The 25,059-nt window shown below is 32.9% G+C and carries 21 protein-coding genes and 1 pseudogene; 8 read left to right on the top strand and 14 right to left on the bottom strand.

Annotated features, from left to right (window positions below):
* Positions 1 to 3 precede the first annotated feature (3 nt).
* Both SLH48_RS19560 and SLH48_RS19555 read left to right on the top strand, forming a co-directional pair.
* Positions 4 to 648: a hypothetical protein gene (locus SLH48_RS19560; RefSeq protein WP_320259511.1), complete on the top strand. Its 645-nt coding sequence runs from the start codon at positions 4 to 6 to the stop codon at positions 646 to 648.
* A gap of 663 nt (positions 649 to 1,311) precedes the next feature.
* Positions 1,312 to 1,764 carry a hypothetical protein gene (locus SLH48_RS19555; protein ID WP_320259510.1) on the top strand — a complete coding sequence of 151 codons (453 nt, stop codon included), beginning with the start codon at positions 1,312 to 1,314 and terminating at the stop codon, positions 1,762 to 1,764.
* 269 nt (positions 1,765 to 2,033) lie between these two features.
* On the opposite strand, the gene SLH48_RS19550 is transcribed toward SLH48_RS19555, so the two are convergent.
* The gene (locus tag SLH48_RS19550) at positions 2,034 to 2,351 is read right to left on the bottom strand and encodes a DUF3221 domain-containing protein (RefSeq protein ID WP_320259509.1); all 318 of its coding nucleotides are present in this window, start codon (positions 2,349 to 2,351) and stop codon (positions 2,034 to 2,036) included.
* 219 nt (positions 2,352 to 2,570) lie between these two features.
* Between SLH48_RS19550 and SLH48_RS19545 the strand changes: the two genes are divergently transcribed.
* Together SLH48_RS19545 and SLH48_RS19540 are read left to right on the top strand one after the other, a co-directional pair.
* A complete protein-coding gene (locus SLH48_RS19545; protein WP_320259508.1) occupies positions 2,571 to 2,918 on the top strand; it encodes a YncE family protein in 348 nt (115 codons plus the stop codon).
* 480 nt (positions 2,919 to 3,398) lie between these two features.
* The gene (locus SLH48_RS19540; protein WP_320259507.1) at positions 3,399 to 3,593 is read left to right on the top strand and encodes a hypothetical protein; all 195 of its coding nucleotides are present in this window, start codon (positions 3,399 to 3,401) and stop codon (positions 3,591 to 3,593) included.
* Between the two features lie 88 nt (positions 3,594 to 3,681).
* Here SLH48_RS19540 and SLH48_RS19535 read toward each other — a convergent pair whose 3' ends face one another.
* The gene (locus SLH48_RS19535) at positions 3,682 to 4,272 is read right to left on the bottom strand and encodes an alpha/beta hydrolase (protein ID WP_320259506.1); all 591 of its coding nucleotides are present in this window, start codon (positions 4,270 to 4,272) and stop codon (positions 3,682 to 3,684) included.
* An 812-nt stretch (positions 4,273 to 5,084) separates the two neighbouring features.
* Between SLH48_RS19535 and SLH48_RS19530 the strand changes: the two genes are divergently transcribed.
* On the top strand, positions 5,085 to 6,008 hold the full coding sequence (locus tag SLH48_RS19530) for a hypothetical protein (RefSeq protein ID WP_320259505.1): 924 nt from the start codon (positions 5,085 to 5,087) through the stop codon (positions 6,006 to 6,008).
* A gap of 578 nt (positions 6,009 to 6,586) precedes the next feature.
* Here SLH48_RS19530 and SLH48_RS19525 read toward each other — a convergent pair.
* The 3 genes from SLH48_RS19525 to SLH48_RS19515 all read right to left on the bottom strand — a co-directional run bounded on the left by SLH48_RS19525 (position 6,587) and on the right by SLH48_RS19515 (position 9,105).
* Positions 6,587 to 7,087, bottom strand: a complete 501-nt coding sequence (locus tag SLH48_RS19525; RefSeq protein WP_320259504.1) for a DUF1456 family protein — start codon at positions 7,085 to 7,087, stop codon at positions 6,587 to 6,589.
* Positions 7,088 to 7,818: 731 nt separating this feature from the next.
* Entirely contained in the window at positions 7,819 to 8,196 is a 378-nt protein-coding gene (locus SLH48_RS19520; RefSeq protein ID WP_320259503.1) for a DoxX family protein, read from the bottom strand.
* A 36-nt stretch (positions 8,197 to 8,232) separates the two neighbouring features.
* Positions 8,233 to 9,105, bottom strand: a complete 873-nt coding sequence (locus SLH48_RS19515) for a pirin family protein (protein WP_320259502.1) — start codon at positions 9,103 to 9,105, stop codon at positions 8,233 to 8,235.
* A gap of 222 nt (positions 9,106 to 9,327) precedes the next feature.
* On the opposite strand from SLH48_RS19515, the gene SLH48_RS19510 reads away from it, so the two are divergent.
* Positions 9,328 to 9,894: a TetR/AcrR family transcriptional regulator gene (locus tag SLH48_RS19510; protein ID WP_320259501.1), complete on the top strand. Its 567-nt coding sequence runs from the start codon at positions 9,328 to 9,330 to the stop codon at positions 9,892 to 9,894.
* A 223-nt stretch (positions 9,895 to 10,117) separates the two neighbouring features.
* Positions 10,118 to 10,489, top strand: coding sequence for a hypothetical protein (locus SLH48_RS19505; protein ID WP_320259500.1), 372 nt, complete (start codon positions 10,118 to 10,120; stop codon positions 10,487 to 10,489).
* 409 nt (positions 10,490 to 10,898) lie between these two features.
* On the opposite strand, the gene SLH48_RS19500 is transcribed toward SLH48_RS19505, so the two are convergent.
* From SLH48_RS19500 to SLH48_RS19490, 3 genes and pseudogenes are all read right to left on the bottom strand, one after another.
* Positions 10,899 to 11,345 carry an NUDIX hydrolase gene (locus SLH48_RS19500; RefSeq protein ID WP_320259499.1) on the bottom strand — a complete coding sequence of 149 codons (447 nt, stop codon included), beginning with the start codon at positions 11,343 to 11,345 and terminating at the stop codon, positions 10,899 to 10,901.
* Positions 11,302 to 11,544, bottom strand: a pseudogene (locus tag SLH48_RS19495) (histidine phosphatase family protein); the annotation flags it as partial. The pseudogene SLH48_RS19495 and the gene SLH48_RS19500, both read right to left, overlap by 44 nt.
* A gap of 427 nt (positions 11,545 to 11,971) precedes the next feature.
* The gene (locus SLH48_RS19490) at positions 11,972 to 13,057 is read right to left on the bottom strand and encodes a hypothetical protein (protein WP_320259498.1); all 1,086 of its coding nucleotides are present in this window, start codon (positions 13,055 to 13,057) and stop codon (positions 11,972 to 11,974) included.
* A gap of 634 nt (positions 13,058 to 13,691) precedes the next feature.
* Between SLH48_RS19490 and SLH48_RS19485 the strand changes: the two genes are divergently transcribed.
* Complete coding sequence (locus SLH48_RS19485) at positions 13,692 to 14,705, top strand: cytochrome D1 domain-containing protein (protein WP_320259497.1); 1,014 nt, start codon at positions 13,692 to 13,694, stop codon at positions 14,703 to 14,705.
* A 155-nt stretch (positions 14,706 to 14,860) separates the two neighbouring features.
* On the opposite strand, the gene SLH48_RS19480 is transcribed toward SLH48_RS19485, so the two are convergent.
* From SLH48_RS19480 to SLH48_RS19455, 6 genes are all read right to left on the bottom strand, one after another.
* A complete protein-coding gene (locus SLH48_RS19480) occupies positions 14,861 to 15,406 on the bottom strand; it encodes a hypothetical protein (RefSeq protein ID WP_320259496.1) in 546 nt (181 codons plus the stop codon).
* A 354-nt stretch (positions 15,407 to 15,760) separates the two neighbouring features.
* Positions 15,761 to 16,213 (bottom strand): hypothetical protein, encoded by a 453-nt coding sequence (locus tag SLH48_RS19475; protein ID WP_320259495.1) that lies wholly within the window; start codon positions 16,211 to 16,213, stop codon positions 15,761 to 15,763.
* 583 nt (positions 16,214 to 16,796) lie between these two features.
* Positions 16,797 to 18,551: a TULIP family P47-like protein gene (locus SLH48_RS19470; protein WP_320259494.1), complete on the bottom strand. Its 1,755-nt coding sequence runs from the start codon at positions 18,549 to 18,551 to the stop codon at positions 16,797 to 16,799.
* Between the two features lie 96 nt (positions 18,552 to 18,647).
* A complete protein-coding gene (locus tag SLH48_RS19465) occupies positions 18,648 to 20,084 on the bottom strand; it encodes a TULIP family P47-like protein (protein ID WP_320259493.1) in 1,437 nt (478 codons plus the stop codon).
* Between the two features lie 24 nt (positions 20,085 to 20,108).
* The gene (locus SLH48_RS19460; RefSeq protein ID WP_320259492.1) at positions 20,109 to 22,118 is read right to left on the bottom strand and encodes a TULIP family P47-like protein; all 2,010 of its coding nucleotides are present in this window, start codon (positions 22,116 to 22,118) and stop codon (positions 20,109 to 20,111) included.
* Between the two features lie 148 nt (positions 22,119 to 22,266).
* Positions 22,267 to 24,198 (bottom strand): TULIP family P47-like protein, encoded by a 1,932-nt coding sequence (locus tag SLH48_RS19455; protein ID WP_320259491.1) that lies wholly within the window; start codon positions 24,196 to 24,198, stop codon positions 22,267 to 22,269.
* Between the last annotated feature and the right edge of the window lie 861 nt (positions 24,199 to 25,059).

The raw sequence follows: 25,059 nt of genomic DNA, 5'->3' as shown, positions 1-25,059 counted from the left end.
ATTTTGAAATTATTAACTAGTATCAAGAAAACATTTATTCTAGCAACAGTAATTTTACTATTTTCAAATTTTACAGCAAACCGTTCCTTTGCAGAAACAACTACAGAACCAGAAACTCAAATTAATTTATCCATCTCCATTAATGAAGAACCATCTGAAATCGTACTAGACTGGGAATGTAATACTTTAGATGTTGATCACTATAACGTATATTCAAGCACTGACTCAGATTTCAAACCAGGAGACGCAAACACATTGGTATCTGAAGTTTCAGCAAATGAATTTCTCGATACAAACGGTATTTACGCAAATGAAACTAAATATTATTATGTAGCAGCAATAGACTCAGATGGTAATGAATTGGCGGTGTCTAATATGGCATCAAATACTGCTGATGATTATAATGACTATGGGAATGAAGACATTCAATGGAGTAGAGCAAATCCAAATGCAGGTGCTATATGGTTACTTCAAGATTTTATTTCTGATTATGTAATTATTCATTATACAATCGATGGCCAACAATATGATGAATACATGAGTCACGTGAGTGGTGGTGATTGGATTATGGAGTTTGATGATCTTGGTGCTGTAGAAGATTTTAGCTTTACATATCACATATTCGGTTTTCAATATGATTCTAAGTAATTAGTTATCTTTCTAAAGATCGAGATAGATTTTCTCGATCTTTTTTATTCGATTAATTTCAAGACAGTGACTATGTTATCAAACAAAATAATGTATATCTTTATTCACCCAATTAAAACTGAAAACGGTTATATAGGAAATGAATTTAAAGTTGAAGCTGAGGGTAATAAATTAAACATTGAACCAAGTGAAGAAGTACTTTAAATGTTTTTACCCCATTTTCAGGAATGAGCAATCAAGAATTATTGATTGCTGAACCTTCTCTTGTAATTAAAGGTTACATAGAACAAGTTGATGTTTTACATTCTTTCAGTTGGTGGCTTTGATTAATACTATAGTCAAATAACGGGGTCAGTAAACTAAAGACGGGAAACCTTATATCAAGGTTCCCCTTTAGTTTATCTAAAAAAATATCAACATTGAAATTTAACAGAGCCTATTAAAAAGCCCAATAAAAAAGACACTTGATTGTGTCTTTTTATGTTGTAAATTTATCTGCATATTCGATCCAGGAGGATTTTCATTTCGAAAGAACTTTAAAAATTCACGGAGACAACCTACTGTTCCAATCATTGAGATAAATTACTAATTATTTATTCGAGACAAAAATATATAATTATCGTCTAATAGGATAATAAGAAATTCATTGAGGGGGAAATGACATTGAAAAAAATGGGATTAATTATGTTTTTATTCCTCTTATTATTTGCTTTATCAGGGTGTGGGAATGACAAAGGAAACAGTATTCGTAAGAAAATTCAAGTGTCAAAGAATGTTAGCATGATAACAGTAAAAGGTAACGGTACAGCAGTTTATTCAGAAACCGAAAAACGACTTATTGATAGAGAAATTATTCTTGAAGAAACTGAAGATATTGAAGTGATAATCAAGGCAATCGAAAATTCTACGTCTCATTCTGGTCCAATGACTTCTGAAGGTGAAAACTTTAATCTAGTTTTTACAAATGAAGATAATACATCTGAAACAATACACTTATGGTTATATTCTGATAGAGCTTCAAGAATTCAGAAAGCCATGGATGAAGGGGTAATTCAAATACTTAACAAGGAAGATGCACAAAACATCTCAAAAATATTGTCTGAAAAATTACTGTAACAACTTCCGGTACAAATGAAAACATTTTTAAAGCATAAGGGAATTCAATCAAAGAGAATTCCCTTATTTCTTTTATTCTAAATTAACAATATCATTTGTTCTATGGCTATTCGTATTAACATGTTGAGAAGAGGGGGTAAATCCTATATATCATAAGAGTATATTAGAGAGGTTTAAGTTAGAAGTAATTATCACATCAGGCATATTAAAGAAGATGTAAAGATTTGGTCACCTACGGTTATTTCTGACCGTCAAATGGTAAAATAGGTTTATTCATTAACTTCAATTTTCCCAATTCTTCCTTGTGGTGGATTACTTTCTAAAACTTCACCATCTATCCAAACTTTAAACTCCTTACCTTGTTCAAAAATGTTTTGATCAACTGATCGTCCATAGCTAAGAATGATCTCTTCAGTGTATCCTTTGTCAAAAAAATTACCTTGTTCAATATCCATTAATATTTTTTTGTCCTCCACTTCTAATATTTTTCCGATAAAATCTGGTTCATCTGAATGTTCTTCATTATTGTTACAGCCCAACAACAGAACAAATATTGCAAATACCAGAAAAGATATCCTCATTTTCATTGTGGGACCCTCCAATATTAATATTGCTCTAACTCTTTATTTATAATATTTACTGAGGAAAATGAACTGTAGAACTGCAATTCAAGTTTTTATTACCTTTTTTCGGGTTGGATACATAATTACTCTTTTGTTAACTATAATTTCATTTCAAAAAAATCTCTATTCTCATTAATCCAAAAATTCCCTCATACTTTCGTAATAATAATTTTTTTGAGGAAGGTGCTTTGGTTTACTTCTGTTATTGATACAAAAACACATAGGGTGATACCTACTTTACCTGTTGGAGGTGCAAGTGACACCTTATTTTCTCAACCCCTCGCTATCTCTCCTGACGGAAAAGTCGTTTATGTTGTACACGAAAGTAGTTTTAGCCTCTCTGTTTCTGCAATTGATGTAAAAACTCACTCTATTATTGCTAGTATTTTACTAGGGGTTTCTCCAGGTGTTAATTTATCTTTCATCACCTTCTCCCCTGATGGTAAATTTGTTTATATGGTTCTCAACGATCGTGAGACTATTACTGTCATTGATGAGACACTCACTCTGTTATTGCTACTATATTTATAGGGACACTTCAAGGTGATATGCTCCCTCTCATTACTCTCTCCCGATGGTAAAGTCGCTTATGCTACTGCTAATGGTCCGAATGTTCTTGTTAATCACGGTTTAAACCACAGGGTCTTAGCTAATTCTTATATACCATGTTGATTACTTACCCTGTATATAGAAATTTAAAAATCCCCCTCCTAAAACGGAAAAGAGATTTGATAAGTTTTTATATAGTCTGAGTCAGCAAATTAAGTCAGTTTCTTGAGGTTATAAGCTATTAAATATTTAACGTTATTCCACAAACTGTTCCTAAAATGAATAATGGCACATATATATTTTTCAGATATGCGCCATTTTGTGGAAGATCGCTATAGATTCTAGAAGTCGTGATAAAAAAATTAAACTAATTTTAATTATTTGATGTCAACCCTTTCCTTCTTTATTTATTTCTATTAAAATTAATGTGCAGTAACTCTTTATAGTAATGGAGGGAAATTAATGAAGCAAACTAACCCAATTTCACCAATACTAAATACTATTAAAGCAAAAGAAAAGTTTAAGAAAGGTTTATTTATTGCAATAGTTGTCACTCTTATTGGATTCTCTTATATATATTTCACAAACTATAATACGAATTGTTCTTGTACTGATATCGAAGAGACTCCAGCAAACCCACAAGATTCACCTAAGTAAATATATCAACAAGAAACTCCTTTCTCCAAGAAAGCGCCAGATTGTGGAATAATGAAAAGGTATGCTCTTAAATATATCCAGTAAACTATTAGAACTCATCAATATCAGAAATTATATGTTTTAATACTTCAATAGATTTTATTGGTTCTCCATCAAGCTCTAAACTGTGATTTCCACCCTCAACCACTTTTAATATAAGATTTGGATTATTCTTCAATTTTTCAAACCGTTCTACAATGAAGCAACTATCTTTATCTCCAATAATACAAATTCCTTTATTATCACTGTTAACCATTGTGTTAAATACGTCATCTCTTTGGAGTAATGGAGTCAACCATACTACTTTTACATCCTTCAACATTGTATTTTCAAGCAGATAACTCAAAGCTATTGTTCCTATTGATTTAGCCACTACATAACAATTACTATATGTCTTGTTCTTGATTGCGTTGTCGATTGCAACTTGTACACCTTTTGCGAAATCAATTTCACTTAGATCAGATATTTCTTGACTACTAAATGTATAGTTAATGTGTAATACATCAAAACCTTTAGTGTAAAATAGCCCTGTTGTAAAGTGTAACAATGGAGCTTGTGTTGTATAACCTGTCCCTGGTAAGACAATAACTAAATTTTTTGCTTCTTCATTTTGTTCTATTAATCTAAAAGGAATACTCATCATTTTCTCACTCCATAAGGTTTTATAGTACTTATTCTTGAGTATAAGCAATATTCCTTCTGAAAGTAAACTGCCTCTAAAGTTTATGTACATAGCTTCAAAATACGACCTGGCCCTAAGATGTAAAATGACGCCTCATTCTATTAAAATCAACATTTGCCTTTTTCTAAATAGATATGCCAGTTTTTTTGAGGATAAGTGTTCACCACCTAAACACCTAGAACATTCATTCTCATTTCATCACAATAGTGGTAATTTTTATTGAGGTGTTATTTATAGAATAACTTCAATAAGAATTCATTTGTTATCATCTATTCCTCAACAATCCCCTTTTTTATACCCCCCTCAACAAAAATTGGGATTCCATTACCATTTTAATGTAATTTATTTGGATTAATGTTATGATTTTGTTAAATATTAGGGGAGGTGAAAAATGATTACAAAAGAAAGAACCTTCAAATATGGTTTCCTCATTTTTACATTCATACTTACTTTCAATGGATGTGCTAGTTTAAATGATAGTGTTAAAAATGGAGAGGGATTCTACTAGTGTCTTATCTAAAATTATTTCAGGTGGAATTATGTTTTTTGTAGGACTAATTTTTTTATGCTTTAGTATCTATAATTAATTTGTTTGTTAATTTTAAAAAAACAACATAAAATTCACGGTTTGAACGATGTTACAAGTATATACATGATGCGAAGAGTTTTACATACAAACAAAACATAAAGAGGAGGAAAACCTTCTGAAAAACAAACACCTACATATTAAAACAACTGAGTTCATTTGTTTTTCAAAGCGGTTATATCAGATGAAAATAAAACGTACAACATTTTTAAAAAGTCTACTATTTGGATTTACTTTAATATTTATATTTATTGTCAGCACTGGCTGCTCGGGAAACAATACTTCGTCAAACAATATTCCATCCATTCCATCACAGTTTCCTTATAGCTCTGATGACCCTATTACTGAATCAATTTTATTTGAAGAAGGTCTGATTACTACTGAAGAATTAAATGAATGGTCGTTTAATTTTTCATGGGATGGAACAGAATTATATATCCAAAAAGGTACTATTGGAGACTCCCAACTTTATGTTTCTTATTTCAAGGATAATAAATGGACCACACCCGTTTTATCTATGTTTTCTAATGAAGACAAATCCTCTTTTGAAGATGGACCTTTTATCTCTCCTGATGGCAAGAAATTCTTTTTTGCTTCTAACCGATCTGGAGGACTCTCACCTAATAAATATGACCTATGGACAGCAGACAAAACAGAAGATGGTTGGGGCGAACCTTATCATTTAGGTGACATCATCAATTCTGAATTTGAAGAATGGCTGCCTTCCGTTGCAATGAATGGAAATCTCTATTTTCAATCAAATAGACCGAGTGAACATGGCAGTGGTCAAACAGATATATATGTTTCCAAATTAGTGAATGGTCAATATTCTGATCCCGAATTGCTTACATTTAATACTCTTGCTTTCGAACAGTCACCCTTTATTGCTCCGGATGAAAGTTATCTAATATTTTCACGAGGACCAGATATATATATTAGCTACAATAAAGATGGATTATGGTCAAAAGGAGAAAGAATTCCTGTAGAGGTCAGTGATGGTATAAAATTCAGTCCCTATGTTTCACCTGATAAAAAGTATTTTTTCTATACCGCAAATGGTGATATTAAACAAATAGAAACAAGTGTATTAGATTTGAGAATTGATTAATTGTAGCTCTTCCATTTAGGAATGATCAATGTTAATAAGGGGTGATCCAATAAGTCTATCATTAGGCTATTGGAGACCCCTTTTCATGTTTGTTTGCAAATATTTTATTTACCTTCTTAACTTCCCTTCAGTCATGTCGCAAAAGGAGAAAGCCATTAAAAGGTTTTTCACCTCAGGCATATATTACACAAGGTGACTCCTGAATATTGGTTGATATAGCTAATTCAATTAATTAACCTTCTAGCATGAAGCTAATCTGATTGAAGAATTTGGGGATTTTGTATAAAGTCTAAAGTCCCTAATTAATGTACAAAATTTAAGTCGAGCCTAAAAGAAAAGACGCGTTTCATTACAGAAATGCGCCATTTCGTATTATAAGGTCATCCAGATTGATATTTTTTTAAATAAAAAAGGAGAAGTGATAAAGTCTGGATCCAGTCATTGTCCTGGATGTTGCAAAAGGAGAAAGCTAAGTTCAGGTGTTTTTAGAAAAATATTGCACTACTTATAAAAGAATCAGGTTATACTGGTTGATTAACCTTCGTAATATAAGCTTAGCAATAAGTATGGTTCAAGTCTTATCCCCTGTATCTTATCGTTAGTCCTTTTAAGAAATTCCGCGCGTACCGATCACCACACACTTTGTAATTCTTATGGCCTTCTTTACGTAATAGGGCACCTAATTCCCCTTTTGTTATGATCACTCCAGCGTCTTCCAATATCTCGATCATATCCTCACTTGTCAATGAGAGAGCGATTTTCACTTTCTTTAGAAGAAGATTATTCACATGTTCATACGTTAATGCTGGTCGTTCTGGCTGTCCCGGCTTTGGATCTTGCTTTCCTCTTTTAAACGTGATAAAGCCGTTTAAAAAAGACTGAAACATCTCATCATCACATGGTATTTGATCTCGATTGTCATCAAAAACGTCGCTATCCTCTGTTTTTGTGAGCACCTTCAGCACTGCTTCTTTTGAGAGATTTATTCCACCAAGCTTGAATATCTCTACCATCTCTATATTCTTGATATCCAGCGCGTATCGTAATCGAATTAAAATATCGTTATTATCTATATTCATGTATAGACCTCCTGAAATTTTTCATGTGTCCATCTCTAAGATTAATCTTATAACAGGGATGTATTTTAAATCGTGACACTGAATCATTAGCTTACCACTTTATGTACTTGTTTTATAGTATGACTTGAATGTAAAAATCTGTTTGTCTATTTACAAGGGATTCCTTTTAGATGTGTCTATTCAAAATATTGCCTAAATAACATAGGTTTGACAATTTGTGAACCATCCCTCGTAATGTTAACCCATTCACATCTATTGATATTGGATATTCCATAATAATCAACCATCCCCTTTTCTAACTTTCTTAAATAAATACGAATAAATGTGTTTACCGGACTGGACATATTATATCTCTTTCACTGGATATATAAGAAAATTACTTTGTTCTCCTTTAAAAAACTATGTGGCATATCACTCAATACCAAAAACATAGATAAGAATATTTGAATTATACAAAAACTTTCTATTTATTAAAAGAATCTACACTCCAAAATGTTATAACATACTTTCATAATAACTAGTTTCTTTAATCTTTCGCTTATTCAAAAACATGGCCCTTTCAATAAATAAAGACGCCCTTCTTCAAGAAAGGCGCCAATATTCTTGAATAAAATTTTAAAGGATCAAGTTTTGCAAGTAATGCTTAACATTATATAAATTTCTTAATGTATTTCAGATTCTCAAGAACTACACAATATTTAACCTTTTTTTAATAAATATAATAGAAAATTTTATAAACTAAAAGGCCCAGAACCGTAATAAAGAATCATTAATGTTGTACCCATAAGAGCAAGGTTCTTGAAGAAATGCACACTCTGAATTTCCTTTTGTTCCTCTGGCAATCTCCAAAAACCGTGGACAATAAAGGTTGTCGGTATTAGAAAAATGAAAAGAAGTAACGCCCCGATTTCTACATAAAAGCCAAAAGCAACACTTAAACCGCCGACTAGGGCAAATAAACTCATAGCAGCAGCAGACAAATGTGGAAAAGGAGCTTTAGTCATCTTCACCATCTCTATTGTATTCGTAAAATCTTTTAAATGATTAAATCCTGCAGAAATAAAAATAACTGAAAATAAAATTCTTCCAATTAAAAATAAAATATCCATAAATTTTGTCCCCTCTCATATCTTTGTATATTATTTTTACTTCTTTACTGCAGGTGGTCCAAATATTCCTCGCTGGAGATCTCGAAACGCCTCCCTGATTTCTTCCTGCGTATTCATCACAAATGGCCCACCAAAAGCTATTTCTTCCCGAATAGGAACGCCTGAATAGATCAACACTTTGGATCGGGATACCGCCTTTATTTTTAATTCACTAGGGTTAGACGCGGTACCTTCTTCATTAAAGGACAAGGTAGCCGCTCCTGTTTTAGCTATCTTTGTTTTACTTTCTCCAAACTCCATCTCTCCTGCCAACATGTACAAGAATGAATTATGATTCTCAGGTAAAACATGTGTATAGTCCGTTCCCCCACGGAGGGTGATTTCAGACATCGTAATTGGCACCATACTTTTCATCGGTCCAGTTGCCCCTGCAATATCACCAGAATATACGCGAACACTTCCTCCATCGACGTTCACAACAGGAGCGTCTTCAACGCGAATATTTTGATAACTTGTTTCTGTTTGCTTCAGACTTTTTGGAAGATTTAGCCACACTTGTAAAGTATGAATAAGATCATCATCAAAAGCCTCTTCCGCATGTCTAGCTGCCCAGCCTGCATTCATGTATTGAACATCGCCAGCATCCAAAAGGCTGTAACCGCCAGCATTATCGATATGTTCAAGCCTTCCATCCACAACATATGTTACAGTTTGAAAGCCTCGGTGAGGATGATCAGAGAATATTCCACGCTTATACCAGTCTTCAGCCATAAGAATAAAAGGGGAAAATTCTTCGTTCCTTTCAGGATTTATAATGACCCCTTGTTGAACATGAGGGTATCCATTTTTATTATATTTTGGATACCAAAATTCTCTTACTTCTCTATTAAATGTTGATTTACTTGACACCTCAATTCCTCCTTATCACTTACGTTTTAATCATTCGGTTTTCCTGCAGTTTCAGATACTGCAATTAAATTACAACTGTTGCATAAAGCAACGCTTGTTGTATAATTTAAATTATAGATGTAGTTAGTTTAATATCCTAGCAACAAAAAACTCATTTTGTTGCGTAAGCCACAGTTTAAGTGAAATGTCTAAAATCATTCTAAAATGATGGAGGTTATCTTTATGGTTAAGGGAAAAACAGACCTACGTACAGTTCGAACTAGGAAATTCATTATTGATTCTTTTATAGAACTCTTAGAAAAAAAGGATTTCAATAGTATTAAGATCAGTGATATTACATCAGGAGCCATGATTAATCGAGCAACCTTTTATCACCATTTTCTCGATAAATATGATTTGCTCGAAAAAGTAATAAAAGAAGATTTAATGAAGAATGTACTTCAAGAACTGTCGAATAATAAAGAGTTCAATGAGGGAATGTTGAAGAGTTTATTCTTATCCATTACAAAATTTCACATGAGCTTATCTGACCGATGCCAGAGAAGTTATCATGATATGGCCGGACATATAGAAGCTTTATTAAAAAAGGAACTTGAACAGATTATCTTTCAGTCACTATTAAATAAGTACCCGGATCAAAGTAATGAAAAACTAAGAATGATTGCCACTATGTTAAGTTGGATGATCTACGGAGCTTCAATCGATTGGAAGGAGAACAGCAGTAAATCTCCAGAAGATTATTTGAAATATGCAAGTTTGTCTATTAGGGAATTATTAAAAATGGAATGACTTAAATTTAGGAAGGCATGTTAGATTGGAAGTTCTTCCATTTATCAGATCCAAAACATTACAATCTCATCAATTAAATAAACAGTTAGGGGAGAATGTAGCTTATGCAACAATAACAGGGTTTTGTTACTTGAGCGGGAGTAAAGCTGCGCCTATAATAAAGTTACACAACACCTGTTCGATACACAACAGTAGTTGAATACTTTTTATAGGAGGATTAATAATGACCAATCAAAACAATACAACAGTGAACATTTCTCCAGTGGCAGCGTCCAACATTAAGGTGGCGCAATTTATACTTTCCGCAAATAGCACCGAGGAGAGCTTTGAATACTTCACGGACGACATCGTGCTAGAGTTCCCATACGCTCCTTCTCTCAACATGCCGGACCGTTTTGAAGGGAAAGATTTTGCTACTACTTATCTACGCCAAATGCTTACCCAACTCAAGGGGTTGAAGCTACACAGCATTCGTTCCTATGCGGTCGAGGGTGAACCCGACAGAAGGTCATTTTTATTGGTCGTGTGGCAACACTGGTACCGCGGTATGCCCATCAAACCAAAGTATTGGTTAAATAAGGATGGTATTCAATAATATGGCCTTAAAATAAATAATGGCACATATCTATATTTCAGATATGCACCATATTGCTGAAGATCAATCTTGTATACTGAAATTGTCCCCCCCCCCGTGGTCCCATATCTTTACCCATGGATATCTATCTTCTGGAAGTATAAACGTTCTTTCTTCAAAAGGTTCAATTGGACTACCATCACATTTACAGCCATTATTGAATGTCGCTGCATGTATACTAACTAATCTGCTGGTATCATTATAAAACCTAAATTTATTACCTCTATCTCAATATATTTTTTTAATTAATGCCCCAATTTACTGAAGACCTGAATTCGAGATAAAATGTAATATTTTCTACAGTTAAAGCTCCCTTAAGTTTAAGTGAATAAATTCACCATTTTTGTGTATTTGTCTATTTAGACACCTACTAAACTGTTGAATACTTTGTAAAATAATCTTTTGTATCTTGGTTGGTGAGTATTTCTACTACCTTGTCTTTTTCTATGAATTTTATTTTACTAATTTCATTATAATTTGGCATAAGGGCATTAATATCACCCAAAAACTCTACGAGAAACATAGTTGTTTCCTGTTTGTCATATCCTATTTTCTCTTTTAGGTCATCTGGAAAATCAAAACAGATCATTTCTTTAAAAACTTTTACTACTTTATATTCTATTGAACCAGTCTCCTCTTTTAATTCACGGAATAGTGTACAATGTAAATTCTTATCGTTTTTTTCTACTCCTCCTTTTATGAAATCCCATTCAGCCTTAATATTTTGTATACCTTGAAGCGTATTTATATTAGTTTTCTGAACGATTAAAAATTTATTTCCTTGATAAACAATTGCACCTATTGCTTTTCTTATCATTTTGGTCACCTCTCTTATAGAATCCCTTTTTTAGATATGACAAATCAATGTATCTTTCTTTACCATTTAATTCGACTATTGCTAGACTTGTATTGTGAATAAAAGGCGGTGCCCATAATTTCTCTAAGGGATAATCTTTAAAGAATGCTAGTAATGTTTTAATGACAACAGAATGAGTAACTATTAGAATATTTCCCGTACTATACTTCTCTTGTTTTTATAAGAATGAATGAAATCATACCTACCTTTTATAAATGAAACATAACTTAACAACTTAAAAACTTCTACATTAGGTAGTTCATCAATCATTTCATGCAATCGTTGCATAAAATTATTCATACGTCACCTACTTAAAATTAATGTAATTCAAACTAGTTGGAAAAACGTGTTCTAGCATAGTCATTTCCCCTTATCTAATTTAGTTCACTAGTTCATACAATATCACCCGTGTTTACTTAATAGGTAACTATCCGTAACATAGTCCAAATAGCCTTTACTAGCTTCTTGCGCCAGATTGTGTAAGATCAACCCATGAATTGTACAGCACTTTTATTCTAAATAAACACATTAATGATTAAATGTAACCACAAAACATTTGGGGTTTTTGTATTACAACCCACTTTGTATCACACTACTTCCCCTTTACAATCGATTACGTATATATTTGGATTATTCGTTTTACTATTAACCCATTCAAAAAAAGAAGTATCTTTACCATTTAAAAATTGTTCAAAAAAAGCAATAGTTAGTTCATTTATTGTATCGTGAACTACTTTTACTGATTCATCTAGATTATCATTATGGTTAAAAATTACTGGTACATCAGTAAATGACATGTGATCTGAGTCTTTTATCTTAAGAAATAATTTATCCCCTGTTAAAACATCGTATAATAATTGTTGCCCATTACTATATGCCTCTGCAATCTCGTTACTCCAGACTTGTTTCATTTGCTCATAGGATGATTTTTCTTGTCGAATTGACATGAAGGGTTTATCTATTTTCTTTTCATGAGAGATTAAATGCAAACTGCCATCCAGTATAATTCCTGCTTTAATTCGTACATCTCTATTAGCCAGCTCATATATTGTTGCTCCGCCCAATGAGTGTCCAATAACTCCAACCCTATTTAAATCAAATCTCCTTCTAAAAAAGGTATCCGTTTCGTTCCACACAGATAAAGAATCTAACAATAAAGAGATATCATCAATTCTTATGTCAATTAGTTGTTTTAGAAACGTAAAATTAGTTGATGGTGAATCTTGAACAATTTTACTCTGATATACTATCTCTTTATTTGGAAACACAGTAAATAAAGTATCATATGTTGATCCCACTGTAACCACAATATAACCCTCTAAGACGAGTCTACTTATATTAAAAAGATACATATCTCTATCAATTCCCATACCAGGAGAATATATAATAACAGGAGAGTTGAAATAGTTTTCAGAAATAGGTGCATCATTATAGCAGTTTATAGTTAAATCTCTAAGATAATTTTCCCTTACCCCGATATTCCTAAAGTTTCTTTCTGCTTCCTCATCTTGTGGAGAAAACAAGTCTAAATATACAGGAGTTTTTTCTTCCTTCCACAAGCTATCTACTGGATAGAAAATACTAATCATAAATTTTCTATTTTCTTTTACTTCACTTAGAGATTCTTCCCTATTAAAATCAATAATCTCCTTTATTTTTCTCCCTACTCTCATTATATAACCCCCGTATATATGAATATTAATCAATGTCCATCATTTACAATTACAATTTAACTTGAATTACTGTTAATACAGTAGCTCCGATAATTAATGTGTTTTCATCATTCCCCCACGATATGTACACTTTAAATATTATATCTTTTTCCAATCCACACACTTTTCTCCTACTAATTTTACACTATAGAATTAAGGCCGCGGAAAGAAGTACACAAATAAAGACGCTTTTCAGTAACATTTCTGAAAAGCACCATTTTGTTGCATAACATTAACGATTGATAATTAGTAAACACAACTTAACTTGAGTTTAATAAAATGCATCATATCAAAAACTTTTTATGCAAGAGATTTTGGAAATGAATTTTACTTGTATGAAAAGAACTTTGGTAAATTAACAATGTAAAAAATCATGTATATTCTTTATCATTCACTTTGTAAAAATATAGTTATATTAATGATTGTGAAAATGCATCTGCTGTTCCTATAGCTCCAATTATGTAAAATAGATTTCAATAATATATACAAGATTATTCATTTTTCGGATATGACACTAATTTGAAATCATCAATCGCATATCTCGACTATTCTTCATATATTAAATTAATAATAAATGATGGAGTGGGTGATTTTTATGGGGTTGGCTTATGTAGCAAATGTTAATTCCAATAATGTATCTGTGATTGATACGAAGACACATGAGGTAATTGCTACTGTACCCGGTGTGACTGAACCAACTGATATAGCCATCACGCCTGATGGAAAATTAGCTTATGTTACGAGTGATAGTAATGGAAATATATATGTTATAGACACCAAAACGCATTCTTTGGTAGCGACAATTGGCACTACCGTACAAACTGCTCAAACAGTTTTTACGCCTGATGGAAAAATCGCTTATGTTGCGAGTAATGGTTTTATCTTTGTCGTAGAAACAAAAACGCACTCTATTATTGCGACAATTCCAGGTAATTTTGGTTTCGTGATATCTATCACACCCGATGGTGAAATTATCTATTTTGCTAGTTCTAATTCTACAATTTCTGTTTTGGATACAAAAACACATAGTGTGATTGCTACTGTGCCTGTGCCTCCTGCTTCCATTTTTCCACGAGTAACTTTTACTCCTAATGGAAAAATCGCTTATGTTGCAAATGACACTGAACCTGGGACCGTTTCTGTCATTGATGTGAAAACTCATTCCGTTATTGCCACTGTGTCTGTTGGGGAGAATCCACGGGTAACTTTTACTCCTAATGGAAAAATCGCTTATGTTGCAAATGATGATATTCCTGGAACTATTTCCGTCGTTGATGTAAAAACTCATTCCGTTATTGCCACTGTGTCTGTTGGAGATGAGTCAGAGGATGTTTTTTTTACACCAGATGGAAAAATTGCTTATGTTACTAACGATATTACCCCTGGGTCTGTTTCCGTCATTGATGTGAAAACGCATGCTGTTATTGCAACTGTATTTGTTGGGAACGAGCCAGAAGATCTTGCTTTTACACCTGATGGAAAATTAGCTTATGTTGCAAATGACTTTGATCCTGGGACTGTTTCTGTCATTGATGTGAAAACTCATTCCGTTATTGCCACTGTGTCTGTTGGGGTTAATCCGGAGGCTGTTGTGATCATACCGAATTAGTTAATACAGAATAGTAAAGTAAATGTGTGATGGTTTTGCTATTCTACAAGACTTCCGATAGCTGCTATTATGTATACTAGATTTGAATATTGTATTCATGTATATACAAAGAAACTGACGTTATTAATCGTCAGTTTCTGGGAGTCTTCATTTCTCTAAGATAACTGTATTACCCTAAGAGAGGGCCTCATAAAAGATATGGTTGTTCCTGACACTAAAGATACCTCTGTACTAATTGTTTGTCCAGCATTTAAAGATAGTATAGTGGTTCTTGTGATTGTATTTTCTGTAACAACTCCTGGATCTCCCACCATTCCTATACTTGTATCAGATCGTGATACACCGTCTATTGTTAAATCAATTTCAAAATTGTATCCTGAATCATCTGCATCGAATACTATAACTGTAAATGAAATTTCGTAGTCACCAGCATTTTGCACAGTAATAGAGAGAGGGTTAAGTGTAGTACCACTAAAAGGCCCTGGGGTGTCATATGCTCCTCCCAAGGGAGTAATTGGTTGCGCATCCACTCCAGGAAATGGACCTCCATCATCTCTTAAAACTCCGTAAGTTAAAACTCCTGGCTGTCCTGGTGGTCCTGGTGGCCCTTGAAGTCCCATTGGCCCTTGTTTCCCCGGTGACCCCTGTGGTCCTTGTGGTGGTGGTGGAACGACCCTGCATTTACAATCTTTATCTTTCATTAGTAATTGTCACCTCCTATAGTTGTATATACTTTATATTTATGATTCTTTTCTATAGAAGGTTGGACTAACAAGTTTAGCGTGGCAAAAATATGCTTTAGTCTTTGTTAATAATGGACAAATGGAGCTAAGCTACTTATAATGCAAAGTAGATTGCTGATTATGTCAAATAAAAGGTCCCAATTTTTCATTTATGAAGAACAGCCGACTCATTAATCAATAAGTTTCCTAATAATTTATAATCAAACAGAAAATAATAAATATATTTTAAATTTTCAAAATTCCATTGAAGGATTTACATCGTATGCAAATAATACCTATAATATAACAATTATCTCTATTATGTTTCTTTAATTAATCTATTTCATTAATTAAGTCAAATACCTCTTCAAACTGATTCCATTTGACAGTAACTTGTATAATTTCATTCTCTTGAACTTTTGCACTACCTTTACTATAATCAGTAAATATTTTCTTGGTTGGTGGTTCAGTAAACGTTTCTCTACTATTAACACCTACAGAAGATGTCTCATATGTGTACTCTAAAGTCTCAATTTGTGAAAACTCATTGGATCCTCCAATATACTCCAATATGAACTTATCATCTTTTTCATGATCATACGTGAGCTGACCCTTTTCATCTCCCCAGATTTGTGTGCCTGTTGTAACAAATGTTGCTTTCCAATATTCCCCTTCTGGGACTGGTGGTGGTGGCACTGGTGGCGGTGAGAACTGTGATCCAGCTCCAGATGGTATTTCTCTTAATAAAATTTGTCCACCTGAAAGATGATAGTGCGTATTGATCATTTAATGTCATTTGGAGTACCTCACCAGGAATGGTGAGGTACTTTTTTTCCTAGCACACATCTCAGTTTTATCCTTAAATAGCAGTAACCATAATTTCTATTATGTTCCATATAACCTTGTTAAGAACTTTATTTTTTCCCGATTAACTAATTAATCACTGGGCATTATGGACAATACCCATAAATATCCTATTCCTAAGAATCCAATTGATATAGTAAGAAAAAAGATGGATAGATTAATGATCCATCTTTTTTTGATATCAAACCCTAAATTTAACATTATCACACCGATGATAAGTATAAAAATGTTAATATGAATTATCCCAAATTCTACACTCCTTCTTTTTGTTCATTCATATAGATATATTACGAAACACAATATCACTTGTGTTTACTTAATAGGGAAATTCCAGATAGTCTTTACTAGCCTCTTGCGCCATTTTTTTGAATAACATTGATTAAAATTCGGTATAACAGTTGAGCTGTAGTCTACGTTTACATTGTTTAAGTTACAACCAGAATTTGTAAAATAAATAATTAAAAATTGTTCTAAGGGGTTTTGTTCCTGAATCCTTTTTTCTAACCTAGGTTGTTGAAAGTTCTGGATTAGATACATAGATAGAACCATGTTGTCCAACCTCTTTACCTGCTGGATACAAAAATGTGTGAATACATTCACTATCCAACTTAAAAGGAACTGTAACTTTATATTGACGCCAATCATTACCAACAGAGACGCTTTGATCTAATTGTTCCGTCTTTTCATTATTTCTTAATCTTAATGTTACTGTATGTTCTACATCAGATTTCATCCACACGCTAAATGTATATGTCTTCTTTTTAGGGTTTTTATCAATTTTATGATGAATATTTTGCAGTACATTTTTATGATTAGTTGTTGTTACTTTCCACACATAATTTCCATTGAAGATGTCATCAACAGATTCAATATTACAGTAATAAGTACTAAACTGAGCAATATCCAGCCAGTCCACATAATCACCTTTTATATAAAATGATTGTGATAACCCTGCGTCTTTTATTACAAAATTATTATTGGATCCAGTCCATGTAACAAAATCAACACCTAGATTACCTAAAAAAGACGTACCTCCATGTAATGCCAATGATTTTGATACAGATTTACTAACAGCATTTGTTACCGTTGCCATTACTAAATCTACAATTCCTATTACAATAGGTCCACCAATACTTGAAACAACCCAATCATACCAGGGAATATGTTTTGAATATTTGACTTTTGGCTTGGGATCTTTGATAAAGTTAATGGTCATTTCAGATGAATTGAATTCGCATTTATTTTTACTAGTGATAGTGAAAGTCACTGATGCATTTGCTAATCCAGTTATAGCAAATTTCCCAGATGCTTTAGATATAAGATAGTTATCTGAAACAGATATAGTTAGATCGGTGATCTTAGGATGATATGTTTCTAGTCCCTTCTTTATGGAACCACAACTTAGACTTCCTTTATTTTTTATTTTACCATTCGTTCTATTTATTCCTTGATATATAAAATTTGAAGATGTTGCTCCATTTCCAAATGAATCTGCTAATTCGGGCATAATGATATGTTTAAGAAAGAGTTTATTAGAGATCAACATAAATATCCCGTTCTTGTTGTCTAGTAATGTTGGATCAATATCATCCTTTAGTTGTGTTGGATCATCATGTGAGGTTAAGCCTAATATTGATAAGTAACCCTCATTCATATGTGAAGGCTTCTTATAAACGTAGTTAACTTGTTTTGGTGCTAACCAATTAAATTTAGTGTTTTGAGTTTCAAAGTTTATGTTCGAAAACACATAGGAAAGTTTCTCTTTATTTTCAATAAATAGCTCGGGTAAATAAACCTTTAACATTGACCATGTATTTAGTGATGTTTGACTATTGATTTTATTTGTAGAATCTGGTTCTACAGTGGTCACCGCTCCGACAGTCGAATCTCCAACCTTTTCTCCTTTAATTTGAACGTTAAAAGTAAGTTCCGTAGAATTAACATTAAGGGCACTATTTATAAAATGTAACTGCATTTCCATAATGGGGTTAATTCCACTTATATCATAAACGTTATTACTACCAATTTTTAAGGATCCAGATTTTATTGGCGTTGAAAACCATAACAATGAATTTGAACCATTTAATTCAATTTGCCATGGGTTAAAAACCCCATGTATTTCCACATCTCCATCTGGATGTTCTGGGTCTTTCTTTACGAAACTGAAATCAGTAATAACTTGGTTCATGTTATTTTTTAATTGTTTGTTTATTCTATCAATTGAACATACATATAACGAATCCCAGCCCATAGTATCCATAGCATACACTCCTTCCTTTAGCTTAGTCTCTTTAAAAATTCTTATAGCAGTCACATCTTCAATGAAACTGCTATAAGATTCCATCTGGTAAAAGTCCTAGCTACTAGGATATAGAGTACCTCCTAATTGAAATGGCCCATTTAATCGTGCTATATCTAGTTTAAATATTTCTGAGATTGACCACTTAATAGGATTAGTTGCATTAAATGAGAGTAAATCTATAGAAGGTGATGTATCCTCATTTAATGATTGAATGATTTCTGGTTCTAGATCAGCTGTTCCCAGTACTAAACCTAATAATAATGAACTTGCTACAAATGCAATACCATCTGTTAGAATATCTAATATACCAAAAGCAATGATTCCAATCGCTGTCTCAATCCACTTTTCTATTACCGGAGTATTATTAACTGTACCATGTATAACAATTGGGCTTTGATATTCACTATAAATGATTGATTGACCATTTTTATTATTCTGTAAAGTAAGTGTATACTTGTGAGTAGTTTTACACCAAGCTGTTATATCAGAATTTACCTTAGTCTCGGTATACCCATTTAAGACGATGAGATTTCCTTCTAATGAAATTTCCATATTCTTCATATAAGGAGTATAAACATCTCCATTATTTTTAACCTGATCTAACCTTATTGATTTACCAGACTTTAATTGTAATAGTGTTTGATATATTCCTGTATCAGGATTTGACCCCACCACAACTTCATAATCACTTCTTTGTGAGTTTTTCCATTTTGACGTAATATTTGGGAGGATTAAATCCTTTAATAATCTTTCCTTAGAGATAATAAATCCTGCCTCACTATTTTCAGGAATGACGAAAGGATCTATTTGTTGAATTTGTTGGACTCCTGCTTGTCTACCACCTGTCATACACAACACGCCAAGTAAACTATTATCTTCTGAAGGACCATTTGAATAAGCATAATCAACATAAGAGGGCGTACACCACGCCCAATCTGCATCTTTATCAATCATATTATTGAGGTTAATAATAGCAAAAACATGGTCAAAATCTATCAAGTTTTCATTTAACCAATTAATAATAAGGCTACTCATTACAGCATTTGCAGCTTCATCTCCAAAAATATCCACTGAGGATCCACTTGGAGGAACGTTAGCAGTAAATTTCACCTGTCTGACTACAGGATCTTCAGGAGTTTCTGAAGAGTGCCTTACTTTTAAGTGCTTTTGTAATGAGTTCTCGTTATCAGTATGGTCCAAAAACCTTAACTTTACTTCAACAATCAATTCTCCACTTTCTAATTGATAATTTCCTAGTAGTTGACTATTTCCACTAACATTTTTTATAGGAAGGGAAAGCCAAATTAATGAACCATCTCCACCCTGTTTAATCTGCCAGTCTTTAAAATCTCCACTAATGGAATTTCCTTCATTATCTTGAAATGAAAATCTAGCAGGAGATGATTTTTGATCTATTATATATTGATTTACCTTAGAAATAGGAATAGCAAAAACTGTGTCCCAGTTTAAAGTTTTTGTTTCATTAACCATGAAGAAAACCACTCCTCTCACATTTTAATTTTCAGAGGAATCTTTATCTTGTATGACTGGCACTAGTTCCCCTCCAAGTAAAAGAGATGAATGAAGAGATGCTGTTTCTAGTTTAAAGCCACTGTTTTCTGGCCACTGAACTGAATTAACGCATGTTTGTCCGAATTCATCTATCGATGGAACTTTACTCCATTTTTTCTTAGCCATATAATCAATGAGTTCAGGAGCTGATCCTATTGGTCCACCAATTAATGCAGAATAAAATCCGTATCTTATTCTGTATTTATGTGATTTCAGAAACTCACCCATCTTTCTTGGACTTTCTTTAATTGCGTTTTTAACTTTATCATATTTACTTGTTTGTTCTTCCTCAGCTGTACCATCTTCAGTTTGACCTGCTTCTTCGGCATTTTCTGCACCTTTATCCAATGCATCTTCTGTTTCAGGGAATTGGTTTTTAAAAGCATCCCAATCATCAGTGAAAAACTCATCTGGTTCTTCGTTTAATAGTGAATAATCACCACTTTGTTCAAATTTAGCCCAACTATCTACATTAGAACCATAATCATTTGCTAGTAGTGGTTCATCAAGTTCATCATATGCTGAGCGAAAAGTATCAAAGAGATTATTACCAACTTCTTTATTAAATAACTCCTCGTCTTCAGGGGACATAGCATCAGAAACACCTTTTGCAGATTCAAATAAATCTGTTGTTGCTGTATCTTCCCCGTTTGCCGCTGCATCTGCTATGCCTTCATCTACATCTTCTGCCACAGCGTCAGCAACTTCGGCAATATCCTTTAACTTACCAACATATCCTATTAAACTCATTACAACTACAGAAACTGCTATAGATATGATTTGTTCTTTCAAATCTGCTTTATTTGAATAATTTATATTAACTATAGGGTCTTTTAATTCATCCAATTGTAAAACGTTTCTATAAGTATTTCCATCTGCATCTGTTCCTGATCCAAGAGAAACTCCATAATGTTGAATAACATGTAAGTGAGCAGTAACTTGCTTATCAACAGGGAAATTCAAATCAGTAAATTCTACTTTTATTTCACTATTGTCAAGAGTCATAGTAAAGCTTTCAGCAGGTATTTTTGCATCATATATCTTCCCATTGACATCTTTAAAACTTGTCCAATGCATTTCATTTTTATTTGTAATTGTTAAGCCATCATCTTGAATTTTATAATCTTCTGGTTTTGATCCTAAATTCATAGCAAGTACACCTGCACGTAACCAATTTTCTACAAATCTAGTATCACTTATAGCAAAAGCTGAACTAGCACTAGATGCTGGTATCATCCTGGCATCAATATTGTGCCCCGTAACAGGAGGTTTCCTATCTTCGGTCATTGCTAAAACTCCGAAAACACTTTTCTCTAAATTCTCTTCCTCGTCTTCACTTTCATTATAAGAGCTTAAGGCGTAGTGGAGTGAAGTTGGTTTTAACCATAAGAATTGTCCTTTTGCTGCTGATTGACCTACAATAAATTTTGAAAAAACATGTTTAAAATCTGTAAGAATGTTCTTTTCAAAGTAATCAAGAAATAGTTGATTACCAAGAGCTTTTGATACCACCGAATTATAATTAAATTCTGCGTTCTCTAAACTTACAGTAGGTACGTCCGGATTATCACTTTTTTGAATCATAAGGTTATTTTGTCTTCCTGTACCTTGGATTGAAAAGAAATCAAAGTAATCTTGTTCTTTTTGCTCAATAAACGTAAGTTTAACCTCAATTTCAACCCATCCACCATCAAGGGTCGTTACAGATTTATCAACCCCACTGATATATAATCCATTTAGAACTGGGCATTTTAACACTAAATTTTGGCCATCGCTTTTAGTTGTAATTTCCCAATCTCCCCATGCACCATTTATTTGGCCAAGTTGAGGATCTTGATAATCGAAGCCAGCAGGAGTTGACCCTAAGTTTCTTATAGCATCATTCGCATTTTTGTAACTAATGGCATAGGTAGTATCCCATCCAAATAGATCGATAATCGGATAACTGCTCATAAGTAAGTACTCCTCCTTTAAGTTCTATTTTTTAGAACAACACTCATTTAGAAAATTCATTTATCCACGCTGACCAAAGTTAAAAACTGTATTCTTTGATAAGCGTGGAAGATTATTAGAATAACTAAAGTTAGTCGTTCATTTCTTTTTACTTTAAGTCACCAACTAATAACATATTTCCACCTACTAATTGAATGTCTGTTAATTCGAACTCGCTGTCGTTCGCCCACTGAACTGAAGTTACAGCTTGTTCCGTAAAGCCTTGAACTGTATTTGTTTTCCCTAATGTTACATCTGGATCTGTAAATTTTCCATCTGACCAATCAACCAGTGTTTTAATAGCACCGCCTATTCCTGAGATTGCGATAGCTGCTTTAAGGTATTTTGTGTGAAATGTTCTTCCTGAAAGGGGTGTTCTCCAGTTCCTACTAACCGGCTCTGCCTCAAAGGATGAAATTACACTAGGGTTACTAGAATCTATAGGGATAGTTACTAGCGAGTCTGATCTAACACTCCCATCTTCAGCAAAATGACTCTCATCGTCAGAGTCCAATACTAACGATGGTAGACTTTCCGATGATCTTACAGATGAAATTACTGAACCATCATTTTCATCTACAAGCAAAATACCATTTTGCGCATCCAGTAGAGATCTAGGTGATAACAATAATGATGAGTTTTGAGGATCTAATGACGCTACATTCTCTTGTGTTAATGAGGCTATGGACGCCGAGTCTACATCTTGTTGTGCTAGCTCTATTAAAGGGAATCTACTATTTATAGGCATTGAAGCAATTTGTGAATCCTCATTAAGAGATACGACGTCAACATTAGCTTGATTTGCCTTATTCAAGCTTTCATCAGTTATTTTTTCTGCCTCAGCCTTAACAGCATCCTCTGATATAACCTTAAGTCCTAAATATTCCCCGACCTTAGTTAAACCAAAGCCTAACCCTGCAGTTAAAAGAGGTAAACCAATATCTAGACAAAGGTCAAGGATTAATTCCCAATTACCAGTTGATGATATATCTATATGAGGGTCACTATTATCGATCTCAACTAATGTAAGTAGTCCGTCCTTACCAACATGAAGTTGATAAGTTTGTGTGTATTGCATAGATGCATTATAGTGCTTTTCATCTGAACTCCAATTAACACCATCAAATGATGCTTTGAGTGTATTTTGAAATAGTGACAAGCTGTACTGTCCAGCTTCAACAGAAATATCTACTGTTTCGTTATTAACTTTGGCCTTAGCCCAATTGATTTTTTTAATATTTTCTATGCTTGTTCCATCAAGCCTTATGTCAAAATAACTTTCATCAACATTAAAAGCTTGTACAACTCCTGGGAGAAGCCATTTTTCCAAAAATAACCTAGGTGCAATGGCAAATGATGCTTTACCGTCCCTTAACATCCTTTCATCTATACTATGAATGTTGATTGGACGTGGATTTCCTTCTGTCATCATCATGATTCCTATAACACTTTTATTTAAATCCTGTTTTTTGTCTCCTGTATTTATTGATGAGATAGCAAAACTAACATCTGTTGGAGTTAACCATTTAAAAGTTTTATCTTTTGATGCGTTCATAAAAAATATACTAAATACGTGTTTAAATTCTGTTATATTTTTTTGAAACCATTCTAAAAATAACTCTTTAAAAATAGCTTGGTCAGCTCTCTCCATGTTGGAAAAACTGTGACCAACAATACTAATTGATGTATCATTGCTTATTACTAATTTCTGTATATCTTTTTCCTCTTCTGTTAAAATTTCTTGTAAAAATGCAAGTTCTACTTCGATAGTTATACTTCCACCATCAAGATTTTCATCATTTTGTGAAATACCTGTATACGTTCCGTCAACTATAGGGCAAAGTAGAGAAAGGTTCCTGCCATCACTTTCTGTAGTAATTTCCCAATCTCCCCAATTACCCGTTAACGTTATAGTTTTATCATCACTTTCTGCGTTAAAACTGTCAGGGGTACTTTTTAATTCTTTAATAGCATCATTAGCAGTCGCAAAGCTTGATCCATATACAGTATCCCATCCAAATAATTCAATCGTTTCACTCATCGTTATCCCCTCCTAAATATTCTTTTAATTATTTTTAATACAAAGAAATCTGAGAGCCAAAAGATACATGAGGAATTTATATGCTTTATCACCCCCTTTAGTTGTAATAACGTTTATTTTTGTGATTATTATAAATGTTCAGATAATAAAAATGACAATTTTCGCCTAAATGGTATGAATTATCATATCCTATTTGTACTGCATTAATATAATCTTAAATTGAGTGATTGGTGTTCTATCCACTTTTATAACCAACCAATCAATCTAACCATTCGTATTTTGTTAGCCAAAAAAATAGAAGGATTTTGATTGGTTGGAAAAAAATCAACTACTAACGGAATAATTTTCAGAAATTTGAAATTATAGTTACAACTACATGTTACGCCATATTATAATCAACTGAAAAACCCCAAAAAGAGAGCTATTATTCCATTATTCACTAAAATAATACATAATTCTACAATATTCGACATATTTCGTTAATTAACATAAATATATTTATTCTTATTTTGTAAAAATATACTATTGCTATTATTAAATAATAAATTTTAGATAGAGGTAAAATAAGGTAAATGAAGTCAATTAATCCCAAAAACATAAAATAAAAGCACTATAAATGCTTTTTTATAGAATGATGTTACGTAGTCTAGTTACTTGATATTTCAACAGCTTTCTAGTTAATAAAACTAGAATCCCACCCTTTTATATCTCTGATTGAAACATCAGTTAGACGGTGATGTCTCAAAGAATAAATAATCCACTACTTCAAAAACTCACTAAAAAAGAGTAATGAAGGTTAAGAATGCTACCTGTTATATGATTCTTCCACACATTCACCTTTCGAAGATCAACACAAGGAAG

This window comes from Cytobacillus sp. IB215316 (assembly GCF_033963865.1).
GTDB lineage: Bacteria > Bacillota > Bacilli > Bacillales > SM2101 > Nanhaiella > Nanhaiella sioensis.
The sequence above is the reverse complement of the archived record's forward strand: the minus strand, read 5'-3'. Positions and strand labels throughout refer to the sequence as shown.

Bases quoted from the DNA above. Each gene is read 5' to 3' on its own strand.
- SLH48_RS19490 (WP_320259498.1), bottom strand. From the start codon at position 13,057: ATGAGAGTAGGGAGAAAAATAAAGGAGATTATTGATTTTAATAGGGAA.
- SLH48_RS19535 (WP_320259506.1), bottom strand. From the start codon at position 4,272: ATGAGTATTCCTTTTAGATTAATAGAACAAAATGAAGAAGCAAAAAAT.
- SLH48_RS19470 (WP_320259494.1), bottom strand. From the start codon at position 18,551: ATGGATACTATGGGCTGGGATTCGTTATATGTATGTTCAATTGATAGA.
- SLH48_RS19485 (WP_320259497.1), top strand. From the start codon at position 13,692: ATGGGGTTGGCTTATGTAGCAAATGTTAATTCCAATAATGTATCTGTG.
- SLH48_RS19480 (WP_320259496.1), bottom strand. From the start codon at position 15,406: ATGAAAGATAAAGATTGTAAATGCAGGGTCGTTCCACCACCACCACAA.
- SLH48_RS19530 (WP_320259505.1), top strand. From the start codon at position 5,085: ATGAAAATAAAACGTACAACATTTTTAAAAAGTCTACTATTTGGATTT.
- SLH48_RS19500 (WP_320259499.1), bottom strand. From the start codon at position 11,345: ATGATAAGAAAAGCAATAGGTGCAATTGTTTATCAAGGAAATAAATTT.
- SLH48_RS19465 (WP_320259493.1), bottom strand. From the start codon at position 20,084: ATGGTTAATGAAACAAAAACTTTAAACTGGGACACAGTTTTTGCTATT.
- SLH48_RS19550 (WP_320259509.1), bottom strand. From the start codon at position 2,351: ATGAAAATGAGGATATCTTTTCTGGTATTTGCAATATTTGTTCTGTTG.
- SLH48_RS19460 (WP_320259492.1), bottom strand. From the start codon at position 22,118: ATGAGCAGTTATCCGATTATCGATCTATTTGGATGGGATACTACCTAT.
- SLH48_RS19540 (WP_320259507.1), top strand. From the start codon at position 3,399: ATGAAGCAAACTAACCCAATTTCACCAATACTAAATACTATTAAAGCA.
- SLH48_RS19525 (WP_320259504.1), bottom strand. From the start codon at position 7,087: ATGAATATAGATAATAACGATATTTTAATTCGATTACGATACGCGCTG.
- SLH48_RS19475 (WP_320259495.1), bottom strand. From the start codon at position 16,213: ATGATCAATACGCACTATCATCTTTCAGGTGGACAAATTTTATTAAGA.
- SLH48_RS19505 (WP_320259500.1), top strand. From the start codon at position 10,118: ATGACCAATCAAAACAATACAACAGTGAACATTTCTCCAGTGGCAGCG.
- SLH48_RS19455 (WP_320259491.1), bottom strand. From the start codon at position 24,198: ATGAGTGAAACGATTGAATTATTTGGATGGGATACTGTATATGGATCA.
- SLH48_RS19510 (WP_320259501.1), top strand. From the start codon at position 9,328: ATGGTTAAGGGAAAAACAGACCTACGTACAGTTCGAACTAGGAAATTC.
- SLH48_RS19520 (WP_320259503.1), bottom strand. From the start codon at position 8,196: ATGGATATTTTATTTTTAATTGGAAGAATTTTATTTTCAGTTATTTTT.